The sequence below is a fragment of the Natronoarchaeum philippinense genome, assembly GCF_900215575.1.
GTDB lineage: Archaea > Halobacteriota > Halobacteria > Halobacteriales > Natronoarchaeaceae > Natronoarchaeum > Natronoarchaeum philippinense.
In genome coordinates this window covers 880,018-905,870 of record NZ_OBEJ01000001.1, presented here as the reverse complement: position 1 = coordinate 905,870, position 25,853 = coordinate 880,018, and the positions used below count along the sequence as shown (strand labels likewise).

Annotated in this window: 24 protein-coding genes; 7 read left to right on the top strand and 17 right to left on the bottom strand. The window is 65.8% G+C overall.

Annotation, left to right across the window (positions count from 1 at the left end; all coding sequences use genetic code 11):
• Positions 1–36: 36 nt before the first annotated feature.
• Entirely contained in the window at positions 37–1,218 is a 1,182-nt protein-coding gene (locus CRO01_RS04555; protein ID WP_097007908.1) for an ABC transporter substrate-binding protein, read from the bottom strand.
• Positions 1,219–1,409: 191 nt separating this feature from the next.
• Between CRO01_RS04555 and CRO01_RS16510 the strand changes: the two genes are divergently transcribed.
• A complete protein-coding gene (locus CRO01_RS16510; RefSeq protein ID WP_179747393.1) occupies positions 1,410–1,574 on the top strand; it encodes a DUF7838 family putative zinc beta-ribbon protein in 165 nt (54 codons plus the stop codon).
• Positions 1,575–1,578: 4 nt separating this feature from the next.
• Here CRO01_RS16510 and nikR read toward each other — a convergent pair whose 3' ends face one another.
• The 3 genes from nikR to gcvPA form a co-directional block, all read right to left on the bottom strand.
• The gene (nikR, locus tag CRO01_RS04550; RefSeq protein WP_097007907.1) at positions 1,579–2,001 is read right to left on the bottom strand and encodes a nickel-responsive transcriptional regulator NikR; all 423 of its coding nucleotides are present in this window, start codon (positions 1,999–2,001) and stop codon (positions 1,579–1,581) included.
• 68 nt (positions 2,002–2,069) lie between these two features.
• Complete coding sequence (gene gcvPB / locus CRO01_RS04545; protein ID WP_097007906.1) at positions 2,070–3,530, bottom strand: aminomethyl-transferring glycine dehydrogenase subunit GcvPB; 1,461 nt, start codon at positions 3,528–3,530, stop codon at positions 2,070–2,072.
• Positions 3,527–4,804 carry an aminomethyl-transferring glycine dehydrogenase subunit GcvPA gene (gene gcvPA, locus CRO01_RS04540; RefSeq protein WP_097008338.1) on the bottom strand — a complete coding sequence of 426 codons (1,278 nt, stop codon included), beginning with the start codon at positions 4,802–4,804 and terminating at the stop codon, positions 3,527–3,529. Before gcvPA ends, gcvPB begins: the two co-directional genes overlap by 4 nt.
• Positions 4,805–5,049: 245 nt before the next feature.
• On the opposite strand from gcvPA, the gene CRO01_RS04535 reads away from it, so the two are divergent.
• On the top strand, positions 5,050–5,334 hold the full coding sequence (locus tag CRO01_RS04535; RefSeq protein ID WP_097007905.1) for a hypothetical protein: 285 nt from the start codon (positions 5,050–5,052) through the stop codon (positions 5,332–5,334).
• Positions 5,335–5,423: 89 nt separating this feature from the next.
• On the opposite strand, the gene CRO01_RS04530 is transcribed toward CRO01_RS04535, so the two are convergent.
• Entirely contained in the window at positions 5,424–6,449 is a 1,026-nt protein-coding gene (locus CRO01_RS04530) for a hypothetical protein (protein ID WP_097007904.1), read from the bottom strand.
• Complete coding sequence (locus tag CRO01_RS04525) at positions 6,446–6,589, bottom strand: DUF4177 domain-containing protein (protein WP_218839150.1); 144 nt, start codon at positions 6,587–6,589, stop codon at positions 6,446–6,448. Before CRO01_RS04525 ends, CRO01_RS04530 begins: the two co-directional genes overlap by 4 nt.
• A 183-nt stretch (positions 6,590–6,772) precedes the next feature.
• On the opposite strand from CRO01_RS04525, the gene CRO01_RS04520 reads away from it, so the two are divergent.
• A complete protein-coding gene (locus tag CRO01_RS04520) occupies positions 6,773–8,194 on the top strand; it encodes a TIGR00341 family protein (RefSeq protein WP_097007902.1) in 1,422 nt (473 codons plus the stop codon).
• On the opposite strand, the gene CRO01_RS04515 is transcribed toward CRO01_RS04520, so the two are convergent.
• The 5 genes from CRO01_RS04515 to CRO01_RS04495 all read right to left on the bottom strand — a co-directional run bounded on the left by CRO01_RS04515 (position 8,166) and on the right by CRO01_RS04495 (position 12,294).
• Positions 8,166–8,738, bottom strand: coding sequence for an HdeD family acid-resistance protein (locus CRO01_RS04515; protein ID WP_097007901.1), 573 nt, complete (start codon positions 8,736–8,738; stop codon positions 8,166–8,168). The genes CRO01_RS04520 and CRO01_RS04515 overlap by 29 nt on opposite strands.
• A gap of 100 nt (positions 8,739–8,838) precedes the next feature.
• The gene (locus CRO01_RS04510) at positions 8,839–10,347 is read right to left on the bottom strand and encodes a replication factor C large subunit (protein WP_097007900.1); all 1,509 of its coding nucleotides are present in this window, start codon (positions 10,345–10,347) and stop codon (positions 8,839–8,841) included.
• A gap of 47 nt (positions 10,348–10,394) precedes the next feature.
• A complete protein-coding gene (locus CRO01_RS04505) occupies positions 10,395–11,072 on the bottom strand; it encodes a class I SAM-dependent methyltransferase (RefSeq protein ID WP_097007899.1) in 678 nt (225 codons plus the stop codon).
• Positions 11,073–11,136: 64 nt separating this feature from the next.
• Complete coding sequence (locus CRO01_RS04500) at positions 11,137–11,577, bottom strand: universal stress protein (RefSeq protein ID WP_097007898.1); 441 nt, start codon at positions 11,575–11,577, stop codon at positions 11,137–11,139.
• 69 nt (positions 11,578–11,646) lie between these two features.
• Complete coding sequence (locus CRO01_RS04495) at positions 11,647–12,294, bottom strand: metal-dependent hydrolase (protein ID WP_097007897.1); 648 nt, start codon at positions 12,292–12,294, stop codon at positions 11,647–11,649.
• Positions 12,295–12,476: 182 nt separating this feature from the next.
• On the opposite strand from CRO01_RS04495, the gene CRO01_RS04490 reads away from it, so the two are divergent.
• Positions 12,477–13,196, top strand: coding sequence for an MBL fold metallo-hydrolase (locus CRO01_RS04490; protein WP_245838499.1), 720 nt, complete (start codon positions 12,477–12,479; stop codon positions 13,194–13,196).
• Positions 13,197–13,288: 92 nt separating this feature from the next.
• Positions 13,289–14,002, top strand: coding sequence for a helix-turn-helix domain-containing protein (locus tag CRO01_RS04485; protein WP_097007896.1), 714 nt, complete (start codon positions 13,289–13,291; stop codon positions 14,000–14,002).
• 34 nt (positions 14,003–14,036) lie between these two features.
• Here the strand turns inward: CRO01_RS04485 and hmgB are convergent, their stop codons facing one another.
• From hmgB to CRO01_RS04455, 6 genes are all read right to left on the bottom strand, one after another.
• On the bottom strand, positions 14,037–15,374 hold the full coding sequence (hmgB, locus tag CRO01_RS04480) for a hydroxymethylglutaryl-CoA synthase (RefSeq protein ID WP_097007895.1): 1,338 nt from the start codon (positions 15,372–15,374) through the stop codon (positions 14,037–14,039).
• A gap of 76 nt (positions 15,375–15,450) precedes the next feature.
• Entirely contained in the window at positions 15,451–19,560 is a 4,110-nt protein-coding gene (locus CRO01_RS04475) for a LamG-like jellyroll fold domain-containing protein (RefSeq protein WP_097007894.1), read from the bottom strand.
• A gap of 57 nt (positions 19,561–19,617) precedes the next feature.
• A complete protein-coding gene (locus CRO01_RS04470) occupies positions 19,618–21,780 on the bottom strand; it encodes a hypothetical protein (RefSeq protein WP_097007893.1) in 2,163 nt (720 codons plus the stop codon).
• 129 nt (positions 21,781–21,909) lie between these two features.
• Positions 21,910–22,497 carry a DUF2150 family protein gene (locus tag CRO01_RS04465; protein ID WP_097007892.1) on the bottom strand — a complete coding sequence of 196 codons (588 nt, stop codon included), beginning with the start codon at positions 22,495–22,497 and terminating at the stop codon, positions 21,910–21,912.
• 159 nt (positions 22,498–22,656) lie between these two features.
• Positions 22,657–23,529 (bottom strand): TatD family hydrolase, encoded by an 873-nt coding sequence (locus CRO01_RS04460; RefSeq protein ID WP_097007891.1) that lies wholly within the window; start codon positions 23,527–23,529, stop codon positions 22,657–22,659.
• 64 nt (positions 23,530–23,593) lie between these two features.
• Positions 23,594–24,142, bottom strand: coding sequence for an NYN domain-containing protein (locus CRO01_RS04455; RefSeq protein ID WP_375097333.1), 549 nt, complete (start codon positions 24,140–24,142; stop codon positions 23,594–23,596).
• Positions 24,143–24,356: 214 nt separating this feature from the next.
• Here CRO01_RS04455 and gcvT point away from each other — a divergent pair, with 214 nt between their 5' ends.
• Positions 24,357–25,445, top strand: a complete 1,089-nt coding sequence (gene gcvT, locus CRO01_RS04450; RefSeq protein WP_097007890.1) for a glycine cleavage system aminomethyltransferase GcvT — start codon at positions 24,357–24,359, stop codon at positions 25,443–25,445.
• The gene (gene gcvH, locus CRO01_RS04445) at positions 25,442–25,825 is read left to right on the top strand and encodes a glycine cleavage system protein GcvH (RefSeq protein ID WP_097007889.1); all 384 of its coding nucleotides are present in this window, start codon (positions 25,442–25,444) and stop codon (positions 25,823–25,825) included. The genes gcvT and gcvH overlap by 4 nt, the downstream gene beginning before the upstream one ends.
• Positions 25,826–25,853 lie beyond the last annotated feature (28 nt).

Sequence of the window (25,853 nt, the reverse complement as noted above, 5' to 3'; positions counted from 1 at the left end):
AGACGTGGTGGACGCCCTTAGTTCTGCGAGGTCGCGTCAGCTTCCGTTAATTACGTCGGCCAACTCTTGCCGGTCAAAGAGCCGTTCGCCTTCGGGAATTTCCGGGTACGCACTCCCGCCGTCGGGTGTTCCCGGCCACTCGCCGAACTGTTCGGGGTAGAGCTGCTTTGCGCCCATCTCGAGCTGGAACAGGTTCATGATCGGTCCCTGATAGCGCATCCCGGCGGCGTACACGCGGTCGTTCTGGACGGCGGTGAGTTTCTGTCCAGACGCGTCGTTTTCGAGTTGGCTTCGCACTTCTGCCATGTCGTCTCGCGGGGTCAGGCCCCACAGATGCAAGATCACGTCCGGGTCGGCTTCGAGCATCGTCTCGTAGTCGACGGTGCCCCACAGCTGCTCCCAGTCTTGGTCCGCGAACGCGTCCGTCGCACCGAGCGGACGCGTGTCGGCCAGCCAGTAGCCGGGCTTGTTGAGATGGTAGGTGAAAAACTGGTCCGTCTGCGCGCTGTAAGTGACCCGAACCGCGGTCGGTCGCTCGCTTTCGGGCGGCAGGTTCTTGGTGATCGTTGCGAGGGTGTCGTCGTAGATTGACTTGATCGCCTCGTAGCGCTCGGTTTCGTCGAACACCTGAGCGACCTTGCCGAACAGCTCCCAGAGGCTGTAGTACTCGTACTGGTCTCGGTAGGCTTCCGGCGGGTCGTCGTGGGTGCCGCTGTAGAAGTTCCCGAACCACGGCCCAAGCTGATCGCCGATCGACTTGACCTTCGACTGGTCCCAGTTGCTCTGGGTGACGACCCACGCGGGATCGGCGAGATGCAGGTCGCTTTCCTGCTCGTACACCAACTCCCGGCTAAACTCTCCGCTGAGCGGATTCGTCAGGTTGTCCCACTCGAAGGAGACGCCGTCGAGGTGCTCGTAGTAGTGGTTCATCGTCGTTCCCGCCATCTCCGTGGCGAACATCGAGTTGATGGCGTCTCCGTGACCCAGCGCGACCGCCATGTCGACGTACTGGGGGTAGATGGTGAACACGTCGTTTGGCACGTCGTCGAACTCTATCTCACCCATCGGCGCCAGTGTAACGGAGTAGGCGCCCCCGTCGGATTCCGGTGTGGACGTACTACTCGTACAACCTGCGAGTGCGCCGGCGGCGAGCGCGCCAAGGGACTGAAGATACGTTCGCCGGGATGGCCCTCTGCGGTCTCGCGTCGTATTGTTCATGGTTTTAGGTCGGCCTAAAGAATTAAAACAGTTGCCGTTTCGATATCCCGATCTTCTCCCCGCTATCGCCAATTTGATATCGCATAATATGGTTTATCAACGCCAATCTCCCCCAGCAAGTCGCTCGACTACATCTGCTGTCGTTGCGGAAACCAGTGGGGTTAAATCTGGAGAACCGGGTACGTACGAACATGGAACTGGACCAGTACTGTCCGCAGTGTGAAGCCGAGCGCACGTTCTGGCTCGCCGCGAGCACGGAACTGCATCTCGGGAAGAAAACGAAGTGGCGCTGTCCAGAGTGTAACTACGGCTTCGTGCAGATTGACGACACGGTCGACACCAGCGCCTCGGCCTGATCGCCTACACGAACGCTTGCGAGAACTCGTCGACCGGTAACACCGAGTAATCGACCGAGAGCGTATCTTGGGTCGCTCTGATTCTCCCGACGAACGCCGAGATGTCGTCGAGCGTTCCCTCGAGAATGAACAGCTCCATGCAGTAGCTGTCGCCGACGTGGCTGTGGAAGTTCGAGGCGACGAGGTCCTCGTGTTCGTGGCGCAGGTGCATCATCCGTTCCTCGACGCTGGTCGTCTCGTAGTCGAAGACGACCGTCACGACGCCCATCAGGTCCTTGTCCTCCAGTCGCTTGTCCTCGAACTCGCCGAGCAGGTTTCGGGAGGCCTCCCGGATTACTTCGCTGCGGCCGGTGTACCCGTGATCCTCGGAAAATTCGTCGATCCGTTCGAGTAGTTCCTCGGGCATCGAGACGCTGACGACGGTCATGTATTAACCACCGGTGCTCCAGCTATTAAGGATTGCTACCACGAAAGCGGCAGGACGCCGCTGGCCGGTCAATCGCTGTCCAGCGTCTGCCAAGAGAGTCGCAGGTCCCGCGCCGCTGCCGTCTGGTCGATCCGGCGGGCAGCGGTTCGGGTGGGGGCTTCGGCCATCGCTTCGGCGTCGTCGGCCGCGACGGCGTCGAACGCGGCCGCTAGCTGATCGAGCGAGTCCTTGCTCTCGATCTCGGTCGGCTCGGTCATCAGCGCTTCGGGGACGATCTCGGGCCACTTGGTCGTCGGCGGATGGACGCCGTAGTCGAGCATTCGCTTTGCGACTTCGGCGGCGTCGCGGTCGCCCGCGCTGGCGACGAACTCGTGGTGGAACGGCCCGTAGGGAACGTCGAGGTCGATCTGCTCGGCGAGGTAGTTGGCGTTGAGCACGGCCTTCGCGCTGGCGTCGGCGAGGCCGGCGTCGCCAAGTCGGGCGATGTAGGCGTAGGCCTTCACGAGGACGAGCCAGTTGCCGTCGAACCCGTGGACCTTGCCGATCGAGTGCTCGGGCTCGAAGCGTTCATAGCCCATCTCGCCGGTCCGAACGCGGGGCGCGGGCAGGAACGGCACCAGCTTCTCGGCGACGCCGATGGGGCCCGCGCCGGGCCCGCCGCCGCCGTGTGGCGTCGCAAACGTCTTGTGGACGTTGTAGTGCATCACGTCGAAGCCCATGTCGCCGGGGCGAGCGCGCCCGAGCAGGGCGTTGAGGTTCGCGCCGTCGTAGTACAGCAGGCCGCCGACATCGTGGACCATCTCGGCGATCTCCTCGATGTCGCGCTCGAACAACCCGAGGGTGTTGGGGTTGGTCAGCATCAGCGCCGCCGTATTCTCCGAGAGCGCACCCGAAAGCGCGTCGAGGTCGACGCGCCCGTCCTCGCCGCCGGGCAGTTCGACCACGTCGTACCCGCCCAGCGCGGCGCTCGCGAAGTTCGTTCCGTGAGCGCTCTCGGGGACGATCACCTCGTTTCGATGCCCTTCGCCGTTGTGCTCGTGGTACGCTCGCGCGACGAGGATGCCGGTGAACTCGCCCGCGGCACCGGCGGGCGGCTGGAGCGAAACGGCGTCCATCCCGCCGATCCGGCCAAGGTAGTCCTGCAGTCGGTGCAGAAGTTCTAGTGAGCCCTGCTGGCGTCGCTCCGGTCGATCGGGGTGGACCGCGGCGTCGGACAGCGCGGCCACGTCCTCGGTGAACTTGGGGTTGTACTTCATCGTACAGCTCCCAAGCGGGTAGGGCCCGCTGTCGACGCCGTAGGTCATCTGCGAGAGCCGCGTGTAGTGACGCGCGAGTTCGGGCTCCGAGAGTTCGGGCAGCGTCAGCTCGTCCCGCGTCAGATCGTCGGGCAGCGGTGAACTGTCGGCGTCGTCACTGCTCTCGTCGGCGGCGTTCGCGCCGATATCGACGGTCGTCTCGTCTTTCTCGGAGAGCAGCGGCTCGTAGATGTCCTCGTCGTCTCTGGTCCAGCGCGCTTGATCGTAGTTCACTGCTCTAGCACCTCCTCGACCGCGGCGACGAACTCGTCGAGCGTCGCCTCGTCGTGGTCGGTCGCACAGATCTGTAGCTCGTGGTCGTCGATGGCGTGGACCGCAAAGCCCCGATCGACCAGTTTCGCCGCCACATCATCGGCGGGCCGGTCGGTTCGGGCGACGAACTCACGGAAGTGATGCCGGTCGTTGACCGGCGCGTCGACGCCCGAAACGGCGTCGAGACGGGCTGCGAGATCCCGGGCCTGCGTGACGGCGCGTTCGGCTTCCTCGACCAGTCCCGACGGCCCGAGCCACGCGGCGTGGATCGCCGTTCGGAGCGCGACCCACGCCTGATTGGTGCAGATGTTGCTCGTCGCTCGCTCCTTGCGGATGTGTTGCTCGCGCGTCTGCAAGGTGAGCGTGTACGCTCGCCGGCCGTCGGCGTCGTCGCTGGCGCCGACGAGCCGGCCGGGAACCTGCCGGACGTACTCCTCGCGGGTGGCAAAGAGGCCCAGCCCCATCCCGTAGCTCGCCGGGAGGCCGAGCACGCTCGCGTCGCCGACGACCACGTCGGCCCCGACGCTTGCAGGTTCTTCGAGTAGCGAGAGCGCCACTGGGTCGGAGCCCAGACAGAACAGGGCGTCCTGATCGTGGGCGAGATCGGCGAGTTCGGATAACCCTTCTTCGATCGTCCCTCGAACCGTCGGCGTCTCGGCGTACACCATGACGGCGTCCTCGTCGAGTAGGTCGGCGAGCGACTCGCGGTCGGCGTTGCCGTCTGCCATCGGGTACGGCTCGACCACCAGATCGGTGCCCGAGACGTAGTTTTCGAGCACGTCCCGGCGCTCGGCGCGCAACTGCTCGGGGACGAGCACCCGATGCCCGCTCGCGCTTCGGACGCGGTCGGCGAGCGTCGCCGCCTCGCCCAGCGCGGTCGCGGCGTCGTACATCGAGCAGTTCACGATCTCCAGCCCGGTGAGTTCGACGAACAGCGATTGGTACTCGAAGAGCACCTGCAGGAACCCCTGGGCGATCTCGGGTTGGTACTGCGTGTAGGAGGTCAGAAACTCCGCGCGCTGGGAGATGTGATCGACCAGTGAAGGCACGTAGTGATCGTAGTGACCCCGGCCGAGCAGTTCGACGAGGTCGTCGTTGCGCCCGAGCATCGCGGCCACTTCCTCCCGGACCGCTCGCTCGCTCCGCGGTTCGATGCCGAAGTCGCCGTCGAACCGGACTGATTCGGGTACGTCGAACAGTTCCTCCGTCGAGTCGACGCCGACGGCCGACAGCATCGCCGCGGTCTCGGCGTCGTCGTGGGGGGCGTACGGACTTCCGGCCCCGTCCGGGGTCCGAGTCACGGGCGTTCCCCCGTCGCCCACCGCTTGCTGACTACGTCTGTCACGTCCGTACGTTGCCGCGAGGGGGATATTAGGGTCCCGGTTCTTCGAACGCAGCGATAAATTGAATACTGCGATACAAAACGAACACAACCGGCACGCCCGGTAGGACTATCCGGCTGGCAGCCGAACGTACCACTATGGGCGCAGCCTCAGACGACGGCGTCCGCGTGTGGCTCGTCGAACGGACGTATTCGGACGACGAGCAGAACCTCATCATCCTCACCTACGCGACGACCGACGGCGAACGGTACTTCCGCAAGGAGCGCGCGCTCACGTCCTTTACCGACGTTCGAGATACGACGGCCGCCGTCGACGCCGACCCCGACAACCTCGGGGCCGTCGACGACGCCGATCTGCGGGAGCGCTACGCCGCCGAGGCGTCCCGCATGGCCGAGGTGCACGATCACGACGACGTGATCTGAGGCCATCGGGCGGCGTCGGAGTGTTGCTTGCGGTCGCCGCCTTACGGAGAATCGAGGAGAAAGCCTCGCGCTTTAGCGCGGGGAGGATGTCAACGCTGGGAGTCCCGGAGGATCAGCGGCCCGATGGCGAGCGTCCGCTTTGCGACCGGCGCGATCCGGAGGATGTAGGCTGCAAACAGCAAGAACGGGACCAGCGTGATCGTAAAGGCCCCGCTGAACACCCACGTCACGACGGGAATCGACAGCACCGACCCGGTGAACGTCTCGGCGGTGACGAACGTCAGCATGGCGCCCGAGACGATCAGCGCCGGGATCGCCGCGTAGATGATGTACACCGAGAGGTCGATCAGCGCCCACTGGAAGTACAGCGTCTTGACGTGCTCTCGGGCCGGGCCGAACATCGACAGCGCCGTCCGGAGGTCGTCGAACGCCTGTTCTTGATCGTCGTTTAGCGACTCGGCGAACTCGTCGGTCATCCGCTCGACCTGATAGATCTTCCACGCGTAGTTGAAGTTCAACGCGGCGAACAGCACGTCGAACGTACCGAACTTCGACCCTTCGAGCTGGTCCTGTACCTCGTGGGCGTTGCCGTGGATGCTGTCGACGAACTCGGCTGTCTGGTCGACCAACTCGTCGTTGTCGCTCTCGCGGACGATCCGGTCGAGCACCTCCGCGCGACGTTCGGTCTCCTCGACGAGTTGGCTCAGAAACGCCGAGGGATCGGCTGGGACGACCGTCTCGAAGAGGTCTTTCGCGTAGTTTCGGTAGTCCATCGTGTCGCTCATCCGCTCGCGCTGGTCGCCCAGCGGCCCGTTCTCCTGAGAGAGCACGAGCTGGCTGATCGTGACGACCAGCGTCGTGCCCGTGATGATCGCACCGAGCATCGCCGAGAACGTCGTCTCGACGGTGTCGCCCGACGTGAGCTCGCTCGACAGCGACGGATCGAGCAGCAGGCTGCAGACGAGCAACGAGACGAACACCAGCCCGGCGAACACCGCCGTCAGCGCGAACCGGTTCGTTCGGAACAGCAGCCAGATCTTGAGTCGGCTCTCGCCGGAGCGACCTCGCATCGTGTTCGCGGTGCTCACCGCCGTCGAGTCGTCGTCGTTGCTCATCCGTCGTCCCCGGCGCCGGCCGGACGTTTGAACACCAGATACTTCGTCCCGCCGCCGGCGTACTCGATCGTTTCGACCAGCTCCCACCCCTCCGCGCCGAGTTCGTTGAGTTCGTCAGTCGGATCGTCGGCTTCCTTCATCGTCTCCTCGCGGGGCGGTCTGAGACTCCGATACTCCCACTGGTCCGGATACTTGTCAGTCACTACAGCAACGTTCGACCGTCCCACATAAGCATATTCGGCTAGCAGAGAGACGGCGGGCCACTCGGTGAGCCGGTTAGACGGCAGTCCTTCGTTTAACAGCTACCTCGTCGTATCGCCAGTATGCGCCTCATACAGGTGTTGATTCCAGAGGGAAGCCGTCAGCCGGTTCTCGACGTGCTGGAGGGGCAGGGAATCGACTACGCGGTGTTCGAGGAGACCGGTCGCGGCGAGTTCGAGGCGATGGTTCAGTTTCCAGTTCCACCGACGGGCGTCGAGCCGGTGCTCGAAGATATCCGCGCGGCCGGGATCAGCGAGAGCGCCTACACTATCGTTTTGCCGACCGAGACGGTCGTTTCGGAGCGACTCGACGCGCTGAAAGCGCTCTATCCCGGCGACCGCCTCTCGCGAGAAGAGCTGAAAGCCAGTGCCCAGTCGCTCGCGCCGGAGCTTGCGACGTACTTCGCGTTTATCGTGCTGAGCACTGTCATCGCAACCGGCGGACTGCTGCTCGATTCGGCGGCGACGATCATCGGCGCGATGGTCGTCGCGCCCCTGATGGGCCCGGCGATCACCGCGAGCGCCGGAAGCGTGCTCGCTGATCGAGACCTCACTGCACGGGGTATCGCGCTGCAGGTCGCTGGTCTCGTCCTCGCCATTGTCGTCGCCGCTGCGGTGGGCGCGGTGCTCAAGGGGACGGTGATAATCCCGCCGGGGACCGACATCCGGACGATCCCACAGGTCGCTGAACGGACGAGCCCCGGGTTCCTCTCGCTGTTTATCGCGTTCGGCTCGGGGATCGCCGGCGCGATCAGCGTCTCGCGGGGGTCAGGATCGACGCTCGTCGGCGTCGCCATCGCGGTCGCGCTCATCCCGCCCGCGGCGACGTCCGGACTCGGCATCGCGTGGGGCTACTCCGGCGTCGCGGCGTCGGCTGCGGTGCTAGTACTTGTCAATCTGCTGTCGATCAACCTCTCGGCGCTTGCGATCTTCTGGCTCAGCGGCTACCGTCCCGAACTGTCCGAACAACGCGACTCCGTGCGCGCGTCGGTGCTCAAACGCGGTGCGGTGCTCGTCGTCGCTCTCGTCGGCCTGTCGATCATCCTCGGAGCGACCACGTTCGCAGCCTATCAAACGACAACGTTCGAGAACCAAGCGACAGCCGAGACCGAACAGTTTTTCGACGATCCCGCGTTTTCGGAGTATCAACTCGAAGCCATCGAGGTCGACTACGATTCCCAAGACATCATCCTCGGGAACGACCCGACCGTTTCTGTCGTCGTCGGACAGCCGAACGCAGCGGACGTTCCGCCCGACATCGCGGAACGACTGGAGCGACAGATCGAGCAGCGGACTGGGCAGGACGCCGGAGTGCGCGTCGGGGTTATCATCGGCCAAGAGTCAGAACCGATCCCGCCGACCGTCGACGCCACGACGAGCGCGCGCATCGAGCGCCCGCACCCGAACGGCGCGGCCGCTCCGGATTTCAAACGGAATGAAAATAGTGGTCGGTCGATCACGCTGCGGTCGTCGGTCCCTCCTTGACGACGCGGCGCTCGGCCGACCCGACCGACAGCAGTGCGATGCCGCTGACCAACAGGTTGACGCCGAACAGCGTGCCGACCGCCCACACCGCAGTCGACGGGAAGCCGACCCAGAGCAGCCCCGCAAGCAGGATACCGATCGCGCCGCTGGCGGCGATCCAGAGCCCGTTGGCTTCGCGGGGCATCCCGATTCCGGCGACCAGTTCGACGATGCCGCCGACGAACAGGTACGCGATGACCAGCAGCGTCAGCGTCGCCAGTCCGAACACCGGGTTCACCACCAGCGCGATCCCGGCGACGACGTAGACGATGCCGAGCAGGATCTGCACGGCGCTGCCGGTCCACCCGGGTGCCGAGAACGCGTGCACGCCGTGGACGATTCCGCCGACCACGAGGAGCGCTCCGAGCAGTAGCGACAGCGAGACGCCGGTGACGAACGGGAACACGATCGCCAGTAGCCCGAGTAGTATCAGGGCGACGCCAGCACCCGCCGGTACGCGCCAGTTTTGATCGGGAGCGATGCCTTCTACAGATGTTTCTGCCATTGGTATCTCCTCCAGTCGTATCTACGACTGCAGCCATCCTAAACGGCACTTGCAGGGATCTGGGAGGTTGCCGAACGTGACATGTCAGCGCCGGGGCGCTCTAGAAGAAATCGTCGAGCCCGGACTGATCGTCGTCGGCCGCGGCGCCGTCGGCGTCGCCCCCGGAATCGGCGTCATTGCCCGTCCCGCTCGCCTCGGTGTCGCCGCCCGATCCGTCGGCTTCGGCGTCGAGCGTCGCCTGCGCGTCGGCGTCTGCCTCGTCTGCACCGTCCTCGCTCTCGTCGTCGGTCGTCCGCCGGGCACCCTCGAACGCGCCGCCGGAGTGCTCGACGGCCGCTTCAGCCTGCAGTTCTTCGGCGTCCTCGACGATCGACTCGACCTTGTTGGTGTCCTTGCCACTGCCGGTGATGAACGACACCTCCTTCTCGTCGAGGTCGTACGCTGCGGCCATCCGAACCGTGAGATCGCGGTTCTTGCAGTGGTGGGTCATCACCGAGAGAAACGGCAGGACGCGTCGGCGTGCGGTGCCGATGCTCGTCCCGCTTCGCTCGGCGACCCGCCGCGCGATGCCGTCCCGCGTCTGGCGCGTCCCCTTCGAGCGCCCGAGCTTCGACCAGTAGCTCGGCGGGCCGTAGCGGGTCCAGCCGCCCTTCTGACCGTCCCGTGCGGCGGCGACGCCGGCGGTCATGTTGTCGCCGGCGTAGCGCCAGTAGGAGTAGTTCTGGGTCGCCCGCACCCGACCGAGCCAGCGGTCGGCGTTCGCCAGATAGCCGTAGGCGTCGGCCAACTCGCGGCCCTCGTAGTCTTTGGGCATGTTGTCCTCGATCCAGTTGATCATGTCGTCGGGCGTCTCGTCGACGTCGTAGGACGCCTTCAGCGCCGCCTCGGCGTCGAGCTTTTTGATCACGTCGTCGAGATAGTCGAAGATCCCCTCGCTGGTGTCGCGCTCGCCGGTCATCACGTCGTCGACGGTCAGCCGGTCGTTCTGTTCTGCGACCGCCTGCAGGTCGTTGATCGCCGAACGCAGGTCGCCGCTGGTCTGCTCTGCGATCTGCTGTAAGGCGTCGTCCTCGAACTCGACGCCTTCCTGCCGGCAGATGTCGCGCAACACGGGGACGATCGAGCGCGTCGACACGTCGCGGAACTCGATCTCCTCGCAGGCGTTGCGCAGGCTCTGGGACATGTCGTAGAACTCGTTTGCGATCAGCACGACCGGTTGGTCTGCCTCCTTGACGACGCGCGTGACCGCCCGCGAGCCGCCGTAGTCGGCGTTGCCGTGGAAGTTGTCCGCCTCGTCGAGGATGAGGAGCCGGCGTCCCGCCCCGCCCGCGGTCAGCGTCCCGCTTTTCGACGCCTCGCCCGCAATCTTGTCGATCACGTCGCCCTGACGCTGGTCGCTGGCGTTGAGTTCGATCACCGGCCAGCCCATGTCGGTGGCCAGCGCGTGCGCCGCGGAGGTCTTGCCGATCCCCGGGCTCCCGTGGACGATCGCCGCCTTCCCGTGGTCCTCCCACGTGTCGGCCCACTTCTTGAGCGCGTTCCGGGCCTTGTCGTTGCCCCGGACCTCGGCGAGGGTGTCAGGGCGGTACTTCTCCGTCCAGTCGGTCATTAGCGTGTGGTAGGAACGAACTCCGTTTAGGGATTGCGGAGCGCGCTCTACCGCCGAACGGCGAGGAAAAAGGGCTTGCCGACCGGCTCGCCGTCCTCGTAGGCGTCGTCGCCGTCCGGGTCGAGCACCGCACCGTCGCCCTCTCGGCCGAGTCGGTCGGTGACGATCCACCACTCTTGTAGGTTGAAGCCGGCCGCAGAGAGCAGGCGGCGCGTCTCCTCCGGTCCGGGAAAGCTCCACTCCATCTCGACGCCGCTGTCGAGCCAGTCGGGGTTCGAGCCCGCCCAGTCGGTGCCCCCCGAGGAGACCAGCAGGACGCCGCCGGGACGGAGCACGCGGGCGAACTCCGAAAGGACGTTCGCGTGGTCGGCCACCGGAACGTGGATGATCGAGTGGAACGCACAGACGGCGTCGAACGAGTCCGCTGCGAGCGGGAGCTCGGTCATGTCGCCCTGAACAAGTCGTGCTCTAGGCACGACGCCGTCGGCGAGCCGGAGCTGTGCGGTCGCGAAGTCCAACCCGACGACATCGTACTGGGGAGCCAGCGCGCTCGAAACCGGTGTTCCCTGTCCACAGCCGGCGTCGAGCACGCGCGCGTCGGCGTCGATCCGGTCCCGAACCTCGTCGAGCAGCGTGGCTTCGGGCGGCCGGTCGGATCGCTCCGCAAAGTGGGTCTCGGCGAGGTCGTCGTAGGCGTCGCGGACGCGTTCTCGCTGATCGGTCATTGCCGGCAGTGGCGCTCCCGGCTGGCAAGTGTGTTCCGGTGGCGTCGCCCGCCGTGCGCGGCGATCACGACGCCTCCTCGTCCTCGCCGACGATCATGACCGGCACGGGACTCTCCCGGACGAGCGCGTCGGTCGTACTTCCGAGCAGCGCTCGGCGGAGTTCCGACCGCCCACGGCGTCCGAGCACGATCACGTCGGCGTCGTGCGCTTCGGCGTAGGCTTCGATCACGTCAGCCGGGACCCCCATCTCGATTGCTGTGGTGGCCTCGACGCCGGCTTCGGCGGCCCGATCTGCGACATCGCCGAGGATCGACTCGCCCTCGGCGCGCAAATTCGCCTCCACCTCGTCGCGCTCGACGATCGCGGTGTCGTAGGCGGTGCGCGTCTCGATCGCGTAGACCGCGTGCAGGTCGGCGCCGTACGTCGACGCGAGGTCGATCGCGCGCTCGGCCGCCCGGTCGGCACAAGCGCTCCCGTCGGTCGCCAGCAACACCGTCTCGTACATACGATAGACTACGTCGCCGGGACAAAGGAGGTTGCGGGCATTTCGGCGTCAGCGTGGACGCTCCGGTGATCAGTCCGACCGCTCCTCGAACAGGCGCCAGCCGACGACGCCGTAGCCCGACAGCAAGAGGACGAACCGTTCGCCGGTCATCGCTATCGGGAACAGGCGCTCGGCGTCGCTGCCGTCAGCGGTCGGCTTCACGCCAGTCCGGTAGTGCGTCTCACCGACCGACCCGTCGGCCGTGGCCTCCGAGAGCGCTCGGGTGCCGTCGGACGACTGAGCGAACTCGACGAACGTCTGGACGATGCCGCGCTGGTCGGAGTACAGTAGTTTTCCCGAGAGATCGTAAAATCGGTCGTGGAGCGGCCAGAACAGGTTGACGCCATTGAAGAAGGCGTCGAGCAGAACGCCGGCGGTCACGACGGCGAACAGGCTCACCCACGCCACTCGGACGCCGCGCCCGCCCCAGCGCCCGCGGACGTACGACTCCTCGCGCCGCAGATCCCACCACAGCGCCAGCGCCGCAAGCGCCGGCCAGACGAGGTTGTGCAACACGGATCGGTGGGCGCCGATCACCACCAGATCCAAAAACGTGTCCAGATCGACGAGCGCGGTCGCGCCCAGCACGACGAGGATCGACCGGGCGTCGAATCGGTCGGCGAGCAGCGCCGTCCCGATCAGGCCGGCGAGCGCGACGTGCACGAGCGTCGATGGCATATCACACGAGTGAGGACTCGGTCGGTATAGTGGTTTCGCGGGTTCGATGGTCGATAGTGGTTTCGCGGGCTCGACGGTCGCTTCCGGACACGACGCCGCGGCGCCGAAGCGAGGCGGGCGCTCGCCGGGACGCCAACGATTTTCCGCCGGCACGCCCACCTAGAGACGATGGCATCGCACCGATGCGACGACGCCGCCTGCTCGACCGCCGCTCCGGGGGTGGCGTCGTGACGACGCCGCTGATCGACGGGGCGGTCTGGCAGCTCGACCTCGGCATGGTCAACGCCTTTCTGGTCGACGACGGCGAGGTGACGCTCGTCGACGCCGGAACGCCGCGCTCCCCCGACGACATCCGGTCGAGCATGGCCGAGATCGGGTACGAGCCGAGCGACGTGGATCGAGTGCTGATCACGCACTACGACCTCGATCACGTCGGCGGGATCACCGGACTCGACCTCGACGCGCCGATCTACGTTCGCGAACCGGACGCGAGCTACGTCGAGGGATCGGCGTCGCCGTCGCTGACCAACCGCAAGGGGCTGTTTCAGCGCGTCGTCGGCGTCTGGCTGACGCCGCCCGACGAGCCGTCCCATCGGATCGAAGACGGGGACTCGATCGGCGGCTTCGACGCCCACGCGACGCCGGGCCACACGGCCGGCCACACCGCGTTCGTCCACGAAGGGCTCGGAATCGCTCTCGTCGGCGACCTCGTGCGAGGTGACGACGGCGTCCTGTCGCCGTCTCCGAGCCCGATGACCCGAAGCACCGCCCGCAACGCTCGGAGCATCCGGGAGCTGGCGGGCCGGGAACTGGACATAGACATCGTCGCAATGGGCCACGGCGATCCGGTCGTCGAGGGCGGCGCTGCGGCACTGGCCGATCTGGCGCGACGCCTCGAGTAGTCCGAACTGGTCGCCGCCGCTCGACGGGCGTTCGACGCGCGTCGAAGGTTACTTTCGATGTGCTTTTGGGGCGGTCCCGCACACGATGAGCTATGACCGAGCGTCAGGATCCGCGCCGCGACCTCGCGGAGAAGATCGCGGGCGAGATCACGCTCAGCGACGACCCCGGCGCGACGCTGCGCAAGTGGCGAACCGATTTCGACGTTTCCCAGACCGAACTCGCCGGCGAACTGGACGTGTCCTCGTCGGTCATCAGCGACTACGAGAGCGGCCGCCGATCCAGTCCCGGCATCGGCGTCGTCGAGCGGGTCGTCGGCGGCCTACTCGACATCGACGAGCGCCGCGGCGGCGACCGCATCCGCCAGTACGGCCGCGTCCTCTCGGCGGGCTTTGAGAGCGATGTCGTGCTCGACCTGCGTGAGTACTCGGCGACAACCCCGCTGGAACGGTTCTACGACGCCATCGACGCCACCGAAGTCGCCGAGGGAAGCCGCGACTCGATCACTGGCCACACGGTGATCGACAGTATCCGGGCAATCACCCGACTCTCCAGCGAGGAGTTCTACCGGATGTACGGCCAAAGCACCAATCGCGCGCTCGTCTTCACCGGCGTCACGCGCGGCGAGTCGCCGCTGGTCGCCCTGCGCGTGGTGAACCCGACGCCAAACGCCGTCGTGCTCCACGGGTTAGAGCCCGACGAACTCTGGGAACACGCGCCGAAACTGGCGACGATCGACGACTACTCGCTGGCGGTGTCGAACGCCGACTTGGACGGGATGCTCGACGCGATGCGCGAGCTTCCCTGATCGGCCCAAAAAGAAGCCGTCGGCCCAGCCGCCGTTACTCGACGTACCGGTACTTGCGCTCGCCCATGCGGCCCCAGCCGTCGAAGACGAACTCGTTTTCGGGCGTCGTCAGTTCCTCCACGTCGGAGTCGACATCGTGGTTGTGGGCGTCGTGGATCTCCTCGTACTCCTCGAAGGAGATGTCGTAGCGTCGATCGAGCTGCTCGTCGACGTTCATCGCCTCGATCTCCTCGCGCCAGCCCTCTTGGACCGTCTCGGCGTGAATCTCGGCCTGCGCGCCCGAGCCGTAGGAACCGACCAGTAGCTCTTGGCCCGTCAGATCGATGTCCTTCTCGTCGGCGTCCCGAAGCGCGCTCGCGCGAGCGATGTGGACCGAGCCGGTGTACCAGTTGCCGACCTCGCGCGAGATCGACAGCGTCGGTTCGACGGTGTTGCCGTACCACTCCTGATAGCGCTCGGTCTCGGCCAGTGCGTCGACGTACTCCCGAATCGCCTCTTGGTAGGCCTCCTCGTCGTCGAACGCTTCACGTCGGGGCTGGCGGCCGATCTCCTCGGCCAGTTCGTCCTCGACGCCGGTGTCCCGGATCATGTGGCGATATCCGAGCAGGCCCGCCTTGCGGACCATCCCCGGGAACGGCGTGTGGAACGGGATGTACGCGTAGTCGTCGGGATGGGTGTCGCCCGAGAGGTGCTCGAAGTCCTCCAGCGCCTCGCGCATCCGTGCGAGGTACACCTGCATCGAACGCTTGCCGTCGACGCTGGGGAACTGCTGTTGGGGCTTGAGGAAGTCCGTCTCGTCGGCGCTGCCGTACCCCTGCTCGGTGCTGATCTCGACGACGCTCGGGTCTTCGTCGATCAGCATGGCGACGGCGCCGGCGCCTTGGGTCGCCTCGCCGGGATCGTCGCGGGCGTACAGCGCGGTGTCTGTGGCGATCACCAGCGCCGCGCGGCCGCGATTTCGGCCCGCCCGGATCCAGTTGTACGCGTCGTCGACGGCTTGGGTCGCCGCGACGCAGGCGAACTTGCGCTCGCCCTTGTTGGCGTGGTGGAAGTCCCCGTCGTACACCTGTTCGAGACAGCCCGCGATGTACGTCGAGACGGGCTTGGAGTTGTCGAACGCGCTCTCGGTCGCAACGTCGATCCGGCCGATATCCTCGGGCTCGAGCCCCTTGCGCTCCATCAGACGGTGGGCCGCGTTGGCGCCCATCGTCACGATGTCCTCGTAGCTGTCGGGGAACGAACTGGCGTGTAGTCCCAGTCCCTTCGTGTACTTCTCGGGGTCTTCTCCCTGCTCGGGCGCGAACGTGCCCGGGAGGTCGAGTTTGAGTCTGCCAGTCCGGATCTCGATCGCGTCGATACCGACGGCTGTCATGGTCGTGTGTGAGTGCAGGTGCTATATGGGTTTGTCGATAGGTAGTTCGACGATCGTCTATGTGATGGGAGTTACATCACCCGCACGACGAGAACGACGAGCGACTGATCGTCGATCCCGGTGCGACAGAGCCCTCCAGACAGCGCTGTCCGGCCGCCGAGTCGATCTCGACCCTGGCGGTGACCGACTGGAGTTGACCACTGTCGAGGGTGACCGTCGTGGGGCTGGCCGGTGACGTGGTGGTCGTCGTCCCGATCTGGTTGCCATCGGCATCGAAGACGGTGAACGTCATCGAATCCACGTCTTCAGCACCGAGCACGTCGTACTCGTAGGTCACCGACTGGCTGTACGGAATTCCGAAGAACGTCCCGTCTTGGTTTGCAGTGGCGCTCAACGACTCGAACTCCGGCGGCTCGGGCGACAGGTGAACGTCGACGCCGGTCGTCGTCGAGCCGTTTTGGACGGTGACCTCGAACGGCCCGGTGGCCTTGTACCGCGCGGTGTCGACCGTCACGTCGTGCGTTCCGGCCGGGACGCCGCTGACCTCGTAGTTCCCGTTCGCGTCCGTCGTCGCCGTGTAGTTCTGACTGTCGACAGTTACGGTCAGTTCAGCATCTGTGATCGGGTTCCCCGTCGCGTTGTCGAACACGGCCCCCGAGAACGAGCCGAACTGTTCGGCGGTCGTGACGGTCATCGACTCGGTCGTCGATCCGTTCGCAGTGCTTGCTGTCTGTGCGTACTCGCCGCCGGACGACGGTGCGACCGTCGGGAACGTCACCGTCCCGCGCTCACCGGGATCGAGCTGTACCGTCTCGGTCCGTGCCACTTGTTCGTCGACGTAGGTGACGGCGTTAGCGAGGATCTGATTCGAGTCAGCCGTGTACGCCGAGTTTGGAACGTAGTTCGACCGACCGGCGCCAAGCAACACTTCACCGCGACTGTCGTTAACGGCGATCGAGGGGCCGCCAGCGCCACCGGACTGATCTCTCACGGTCGCCAGCGTCGTCCCGTTGTAGCCGCTGAACCAAGCCCGATCGGCTTCTGCCGCGTTGTGGACGGTGATCGTCTCCCCGACGCCGGCGACGCCGTCGAAGATCGGGTGGTCCTGTTGCACGGTGAACTCGGGCGGTGCTGTCCCCCTAAACTCGTCGTCGTACGTCGGTGGATCGCCGCGGACAGAACTGTTAGCGAGTCGCCGGATCGCGTCGCTGTAGGTTTCCGACGGGTAGTTGTTTTCGTTACCGCGCTCGTCCCACTGATCGAGATAGACAACGCCGGCGTCGGCGTCCGCGAGCTGTTGCTGGAACTCGGCGGCGACAGTCTCGTTGCCAAATCGTTGCACGACGAATACGTCGTGGTGGTCGATCTCGTCGATTGCGGCGCCGGTCCGAAGGGCGCGGACGTCGTAATCGGACGGGAGCTCATTCCGGAGCGTATCGGCGATCTCGGTTCCGTGGGCGAGGTTCTGGTCGACCACTGCGACGGACCGCCAGTCCGGATCGTACGCGACCGTCGCGTTACCCGGTCGGTCGCCGGTGTTCTCGACGCTGACTGTTGCATTGAACCGCTCGTCGGGGCTTGCCGTCGCGGGTCCGAGATCGGTCACCTCGAACGTCGCAGGGATCACGGTTTCCTCGGCGACCTCCACCCGCGAGAGCACTGGCGATCGCGTCGGTGTGTCCCCAGTCATCTCGACTCGCAGCCGGAACCGGTCGGCGTCCGTCGAGAGTCCATCGAGGTCGTACGTATCGTAGGACGCGATCGGCACTGGGTCGCTCGTCTCGTCGGGTATCCCATCACCGTTCGTGTCTGACTCGACGGTGACGGTGATCGTGCCGCCACCGATCGACGCCGAAACGTTCGTTAGCGCCAGATTCTCGACCGCCAGCGACCGGGACGCCCGGCGCCAGCCGCTCGTGTACTGCCCCGACTGGACGCCGTACAGCGCCTGCACTTCGGCGTCGCTCAGTGCCCGGTCGTAGAGCCGGAGTTCGTCGATCGTCCCGTCGAGATTGCGCCCGCCGGTTGCGAGGTTCTCGCCGATGCCCAGCGGCGATCCGCTCGCGTTCGCCAGCGTTCCGGACACTGCTTGCGTTCCCTTCAGCGTGCCGTTGACGTAGATACGCGCCTCACTGCCGTCGTACGTACCGACGACGTGGTGCCACTGATCGTTCGAGAGGGAGACGCCACTGTTGACGATGTTCCAGTCCCCGTCGTAGATCGTGAACGTCGGTTGGTTGCCGTTCTCGAACTGGAGGTTGTACGACTGGTCGCTCTTCTGTGCGATGGCGACCCAGCCCGACTGCGCGGCGTCTTTTTTCACCCACGCCGAGACCGTTACGGCGTCCTCGTCGCTCATTTCGATACTCTCGTCGTGGGGGACGGTGACGGCGTCGTCGCTGCCGTCGAAGTCGTACGCCGAGGTTCCAAACAGGCCGCTCGCGTTTCCGAGACCGCCCGATTGGCTTCCGTCGTTGCCGGAACCGGACACGTCCGAGACGCCAGCCGCTCCGGCGTCGTCGAGCGGCCAGTAGCCGACCAGCCCGCTCTCTTCGGTCCCGTAGCCGAGTTGGATCGTATCCTTCTGCCGGTCCCCGAAGACGGCGTGGACGACGCCGTTCTCGCGGCTCGAATCCGCCCAGTCGGCTTGCGTGTCCCAGAGCAACCCGGCGGCTTCGAGCACGCGAACGGCGAGCCTGTCGCCGCTCCCCCGACTGGAGACGTACGCGTACCACTCGGATCCACGTGCGACCGTCTCGGAGACGCCGAAGACGAACGAGGCGTTGCCGTCGCTGAACCGGTCGGCGGTCGCGGCGTCGTTTCGGAGCAGGATGCTCCGATTTTGCACGGCGAACTCGACCGGCCCGTCGTCGACGCCGGCCGTCGCTCGGGCGTCGATGCCGTCCTCGCCCGGCACGACCTCGATTACGTCGCCGGCCCACTCGACCGCGTATGCGCCCGAATCGCCGCTACCGCCGGCGACGACACGGAGCGCCCGCGACGCGTTCGTGGCCGTCGTGTCGTCAAACGGGCCGCCGACAGCCGGGGTCGTCGAGACGCTCGCACCGATCGTCACGTCACCGGTTTCGTCATCCCCGGCGACGTACGTAACTTCGACTCGTCCCTCGGTGTCGGTCGTCGCGGTGACAGTCTGTCCGTCCCCGTCGTCGCCGATCAGCGTCCCCTGTCCCTCGATGACGCTGAGGTTCACCTGCCGGTCGGCGATCGGGTCGTCGTACTCCCCGCGCACCTCGAAAGTCACGTCTGTCATCTGTCCCGACTGTACCGTCTCGACGCCGCTCCCGACTGGCGTGACGTACGCGGCTCCCGTTGACTCGACCTCCTCGCCGACCCCGACCTCGGCGACGCTCAGGTCGTACTCGATCGGCTGGCCGCTCTCGTCGAGTCGCTCGAAGACGATTTCGAGCGTGCCGTAGCTCGATCCCGGGGTCTGAGCCACGCTCCAGTCGCTGACGTGATCGGCCGCATCGAGGTACTGGGCCCAGTCGGATTCCGAACGCAGCGTCGGCAGACTGACGGTGACGTTTTCGCCTGCGGCTTCGCCCGTTACCGAGACGGTTCTGGTCGGTCGTTGCCCCGTGTAGACGCTGATCCGCTCGCTTCCAGTCGTCGAGGCGCTCACCGAGCCCTGCAGCGCGACCAGCGAGATCCGAGTTCCGTCGATGAACGTCGGGTCGGCGAGCGTCCGCTCGGCATTCTCGAATCGGTTGTACACCAGCGACCCCTCAATCACGGTCGTCGCCGGGTCGTCGAGCTCGTTGTAGTTGGGTCGGTACGTGATCAGTCCAGTCGAGAACGTCCGACTGGATCCCCAGTAGTCGCCGGCTTCGCCGGCCACCGATACGTTCGAGACGTTCATCTCCCCCCGGATCGTGCGCAACTTCCCGGAGGGCGGAGCTGGGTTGATAAACAGCGTCCGCTCGGGGTATCGCGTTCCCAGCGGAACCGTCACGTCCCGCTGTGTGCGACTGTCCGGAGAAACGATGGCGTTGCGAAGCTCGACCATTCCGCTCTGTACTTGGTCGCTGTGGGAGAGTTCGACCTCGGCGTTCTGGTCGGGGACGACCGTCGCTTGATACCCGGTCATCGCCAGAATCAGCGCGGCGAACAGCAACACCGCGCCGATCTGGACGACCTGCGCTCGGGTGTCTGCATCAAACGACACGAGTGACAGTCACCTCCTGTGTGACGCCACCGACCGTAGCTTCGGTCTGTGCCGGCGTCATGAGCACTCCGTCCAGTCGCCGTTGGCGAGCGTCGGCGTATCGCCGCCGTTCTGAATCGTCGCGGTGTAACACTCACCGCCCGGAATATCAGCCCGAACTGTGAGCGGGTAGTTGTCGGTCGGCTGGCCGCCGCCGCCGAAGGTAGCGGTCACGGTCTGTTCCTGTCCGGAGCCGCCGGGCCCCGTTGCTGTGGCGACCGCACCAGTGGAGTCCTCAGCCCGCACGTCGACGCCGCTTGCATCCGAGGACAGCCTGTAGCTGAACGTGACTTCTGACGCCTCTTCCGCGTTGTTCGGGCCGCCAGTGCGCTGGCTCGTGACCGTCGCGTCGAGGCTATCGAAGAACGCGGTCAGGACTCGGAACGTTCCGGTCTGCTGGACCTGATTCGCATTGTCGGCGTCTGCGGTCACCGTGTACGTGTAGTTGTCGGCGGTGAGCTGATCGACATCGTTGAACTCGACGGTGACCTGCTCGCCGGAAATCTCGCTAAGCGAACGGGTGTTCTGGTAGACGACGCCCTCGGTATCGCCCTCGACACGGAGGCGAACCTTGAGGTTCTGCGTCTGAACCCCGCTGAGCTCCGAAACGTCGATCGACGCCTGATAGGCGTGAGTGTTGTCGTACTCACCGAACCCTCGCACGTCGTCGATCGACAGCGTCGGCGTCAGACCGGCGTAGTTCTGGATCTTCACGTCGAGAGCGTCGCCGTCGCTCCCGCTTGAGGCGTACACGGTGACCGTCCCGGACTGGCTCGCATTGAGGACGGTCGTGTTCTCACCCGATCCGTCCGTGCGTCCCACGTCCGGATCGAGTTCGGCCACCGACGTGTCGTTGATCGCGTACTCGACGGTCGCCCCGTCGGCGACGGGATCGGTCCCCATCACGAGCGGGGCCTCTCGGCTCCCGCTTTCAGTGACGTCGAAGACGCACGTCGAGTTCGACGAGTAACAGTCCATGCCGGCGCCGTTTCGATCTTCGATCGCCGTCAGGTCCCAGCTCACGGCGTAGGCGCTGCTCCCGCCGCCACCTCCGACCGGGACCTCGATCGAGAGCTTCTGGTAGCTCTGTGCGCTGGTGAAATCGCTCGCGTTGAACCAAGCTTCGACGGTGTCTCCGCCCGCGGCGTCGATCCGAACGCGTCCGTCGGTACCGGCCGTTGCAGTTTGTACCGTGCCGCCGCCGACGGTGTAGCGAACCTCGGCGTCTGAAACCGGGTTGTTGTGTCGGTTCCGAACCTCCGCGACGACCGTGGTCGGTTCGCCGCGTGGAACCGGCCCGCCGTCGTCAACTTCGACGAGATACTCGGCGCCCGTATCGGGTGTCGAGCCGCTGGATGTCTCACCGACCCGGGCGCGTGCCATCCGAAGGTCGTACTTGCCGGGATCGAGTTCGATCGTCGAGAGAACGTAGTCACCGGCGCTCTGGTTGTTGACGATGCTGGCGTTCTCACCGAGCGTTTTGTTCCAGACGCTCGGACTCCGCGTCGGCACGGTGAGCCGGATCGGGTTGCTGGCAGTGCTTTCGACGCTGATCGCGTTCGTCGACGCGCTCACCGTCCGAACGTTCACCGACGCCGTCGCGCTGGAGGATTTCTGGAGTTCACCCGCGAGCGTCACAAGCGTGATTTCGTCGCCGTCGACGAGCACCTGATCAGTGACGGTCGTGTTGGCGCCGCTCGGGTGGGCGTCGTACAGCAGCGAGTGCTCGTAGATCGTCGTCGGGGCGTTGTCCCATTCGTTGTAGCTCGGCTGGTAGGCAAAGGTAGTCGTGTTGACCGTCCGATTTGCGCCGGTCCAGTACTCGCTCACGCCGCCGTCGCCCGTCGCGTCGGCGTTCTCGATCACGACCTGTCCCGTTCCCAGCGTCCTGAGTTGGCCACTCGGCGGCGCCGGGTTGACAAAGAGCGCGCGGGCTGGGTAGTTCGTTCCGAGCGTGATCGAGTAGGCGCCGCCCTGTCCCCCACTCGCCGTCGAGACGATGCCGTTCCGGAGGTTCTGTAACTCCCCGTGGACCTCCTGATTGTGATTAAACTCGATCTCGCTGTTCTGGTCGGGGACGACCGTCGCCTGATACCCGGTCATCGCAAGCACGATCGCAGCGAGCAGTATCACTGCGCCGATCTGGATGACAACAGCGCGGTCGTCGCCCCGAAACCTCATCCTTGACCAGTCGAAAGGTAGCCGCAATAAAAAGAGTGTTGGCACAGCTAGATGGAAAATTAAACTGCAGCTGCGAGAACGATACGGTGTCGAAAATCCAGTTACTGACTCGCTTCGGCGAGCAGGCCCTTACTCCTCTTCGTCGTCTTCTTCGACGACCTCCGGGTCGCTCATGGCGCTCTGGAGGCTGTCGAGGCCGTTGACCCACGTCGAGACGAGGCCGTACTCCAACTCCTCGGCGACGGTCAGATCGAGTTCGTCGTCGTCGATGATCCGGGTGCCCGCCTGCACGACGTAGCCCAGCGCGGCGTCGACGTTCTCCTCGGCTTCGGCGTCGGCCGCGGCGCGGACGTACTCCTCGACGCTGGCCTCCTCAGCGGGGCCACCGGTGACGTACTCCTCGGCGGCGTAGAACACGCAAACGAGGCTGGTCTGAACGTCATCGACGAGCAGTTCCTTCTCCTCGTCTTCGAACTCGACTTCCCCGAGGACGATCTCGCGGATGTCGTCGATCTCCTCGACGGCCGTCTCGGCGTCGAGGTCGCCGTCGTCGTAGGCCGAAACGACCTTCGCCACGGCGATCGCAGCGTCGTCCTGTAGGTTCAGGAGCAGTCGGGCGGAGTCTTCGTCTTCGGGATCGAGCTCCTCGTCGGAGATGCGATCGAGCCAGTTCTGCCAGCGTTCTTCGGAGTAGAACTCGTTCGGCGGCGCGCTCATACATTGATCGTACGCTGGCGCCCTGAAAACCCTTTCTCTCCGTCAGTCGGCCCTATTATGGCGGCAGGACACGCTACAGCCGTGACAACGCCCGATTCGACTCTCTGAGTATCGAGACGCCGGGCTTGAAACCGGAACTGCTGTCGGGATCGGCGCCGATCACTCCGACAGCGTCGCCTCGGTGTCGATGCCGTAGACCGACTGGGGCGTCTCGACGTGCGCGCGCCGGACGGCGTCCTCGTACCCCTCTTCGAGGAGCCATCGGACCCGTCGCGGGACGGTCTTGGGACCCAACACCGCGCCCGGCCGGTCGGGGTCGTCGACGAAGTCGGTCTCCATCAGGAACGGCTCGCCCGACTCGGCGGCGACGCGCAGGCGCTCTTTCTCGCTCATCACGCTCGGGATCGGGCCCGCCAGCCGCCCACTGGCGTAGTGCTTGACGACCCGCTCGGCTGGCAGGCCGGCCTCCTCGGCCCACTCGGCGACCTCGCTCATATCCTCGCTTGCCTCGGCGTGGAGCTGGACCGCACAGCCGATCTCGGCGCCACACTCGAAGGCCCGGCGCATCACCTCGTTCGAGGCGTCCCAGACTGCCTCGGAGACCTCGTAGTGGGGACGCCCGGACTTGAGCGCGAGCGCCTCGCCGTCGGCGACGTACTCCGCGGCGACCTCGATCCCGGCCTGCATCACGTCGCGGGCGTCTTCGGGCGAAAAGCCGCGCTCGTCGACAAGTCGACTGATCAGTCCGGGATGGACGCCGAGGACCGGCCACGCTCGGCCGTCGAGCACGTCGCTGGCCGCTTCGACGACCTTGATCGTGCGCTCGAACACCTCACGGAACTCCTCGCCGGCCGCCGCCGGATCGACCGCGTCGGGGTCGCCGGCTTCGACGCCGAGGTGCCACGACGGCTTGTTGACAACCAGCAGGTGCGTGCCGCCCAGATGGGCGAAGTCCTCGACGGCGTCGATCCCGCGCCCGTGATCCGGGTCGAGATGCATGTGATCGTCCAGTACCGGCGTGTCCAGTTCCATGGGCGTGAGATGGACTGCCCGGGCGGGAAAATACTTCGCTTCAGCGGACGCTCGCCTTCGGATCTCACTCCCCGAGCAACACGTCGTCGTTGGCGGCGTTGCGCAGCGCGTCCGAGCGGCCGTGAGTGCCCGGCGCGATGGCGACCGTCCGGACGCCGTTGCGTCCCGCCGTCTCGATGACCGGTTTGAAATCCGTGTCCCGCGAGGCGATCACCAGCACGTCGATCTCGTCGCGGATCGCGCTCTCGCTGGCGTCGATGGCGAGCTTGACGTCCACGTCGCCGCTCGTGATCACGACCTCGTAGCCGCGGGCCTCGGCGGCCTGAATCAGCCCCGGCGTGGCATGCTCGTCGAGATAGAGCCGCGCGATGCCGAGGCGGCCGAACGCGGCGGCTGCCTCGCGCACGTCGTCGAGGTCCACGTCGAACTGGTCGCGCAGGACGTTGGGGCCGTCGACGAACAGGCCGACGCGGGTGCCGTCGGCATCGCCGTCGATCGTGTCGATCGTCTCCGTCACGGCGTCGTGGTCGGCTTCGGCACCGGCGTCGCTGTCGTCGTCTGCCGTCGTCTCGGTGGCATCGGCGTCGTCCGCCGCACCGTCACCGGCCGTCAGCTCGGCGTCAACCGACTCGTCGGCTGCCGGCTCGGCATCACCGCCGGCCCGGTCCCGGGCGGTTCGCTGATCCTCCATCATGCGCTCCGTTGCCGCCGTCGCTGGATAGGTGTGACGGAACGGTCGAGCCGTCCCGGCACCAGCGGGTGCCGGCCGTGCGTACTCACGACCGTGCGACGCAAAGCATTACTTCGCAGCAAGCTACCAGTCCAGTATGTCGCTACGACAGCCGCCGCTCGCGGCGGTCCACGAGGACGCGGGAGCCAAGACCACCGAGTTCGGCGGCTGGGAGATGCCAGTCGAGTTCGATTCGATCCGGACCGAGCACCGGGCGGTCCGCGAGTCGGCGGGGATCTTCGACGTTTCGCACATGAGCGAGATCGAGGTACGCGGGCCGGACGCCGAAGCGCTGCTGCAGCGGCTTACAACCAACGACGTGACCGCACTCTCGCCGGGTGACTCCCAGTACTCGATGATCACCGACGACGAGGGTGTCATCCTTGACGACACCGTGGTCTATCGACTACCGAGCGAGACGCCGGAGTACCTGTTCGTCCCCAACGCCGGCCACGACGAGCAGATGCTCGACCGGTGGACCGACCACCGCGACGAATGGGGACTCGACGCCACCGTCGAGAATCGGACCGGCGAGTACGCCATGTTCGCCGTGCAGGGCCCCGAAGCGCCAGATCTCGCCGCCGGCGCCGCCGACGAGCGGGTCGACGACATCGCTCGGTTCGAAGCCGATCACCGATCGGTCGCGGGCGTCGACTGTCTCCTCTCGCGGACGGGCTACACCGGCGAAGCCGGGTTCGAGGTGTTGGCCCCATGGGACGAGGCCAAAGCGGTCTGGAACGCTTTCGAGTGCCAGCCCTGCGGCCTCGGCGCGCGCGACACCTTACGAACCGAGGCCGGCTTCCTCCTCTCGGGGCAGGATTTCGACCCCGCAGAGAACCCACGGAACCCCTACGAGGCCGGCGTCGGCTTCGCCGTCAAGCTCGACACCGAGTTCGTCGGCCGGGACGCCCTAGAGCGCGCCCACGAGGAAGGCGTCGACCAGAAGTTCGTCGGCGTTCGGCTGATCGACCGCGGCGTCCCCCGGAACGGCTACGCGGTGACGACCCCGCAGGGCGACCGGATCGGCACGGTCACGAGCGGGACGATGAGCCCGACGCTCGACGAACCGATCGGCCTCGGCTACGTCGACGCCGAGCACGCCGACCACGGGACGACCGTCCGCGTCGAGGTACGCGACCAGGCGAAAAAGGCAAGGGTCGAGTCCCCGAACTTCCTCGATAGATGAGCTTCGAGACTCCCGACGACTGTCACTATCTGGAATCGCACGAATGGGCGCGCCGCGACGGCGATACCGTCCACGTGGGCATCAGCGACTTCGCGCAGGACGAACTCGGCGACGTGGTGTTCGTCGAACTGCCCGAAGTCGGCGACGCGGTCGCACAAGAGGATCAGTTCGGCGTCGTCGAGAGCATCAAGGCCGTCTCGGACCTGTACGCTCCCGTCAGCGGCGAGGTCACGGCCGTCAACGAGGACCTGTTCGACGCGCCCGAACTCGTCAACGACGATCCCTACGGCGATGGCTGGATGCTGGAGATCGAACTCGACGACGAGGGCGACCTCGACGCGTTGCTGTCGGCCGAGGAGTACGACGACCAGATCGCCTGAGATCGACTCGACGGCATCGGTATCGTCG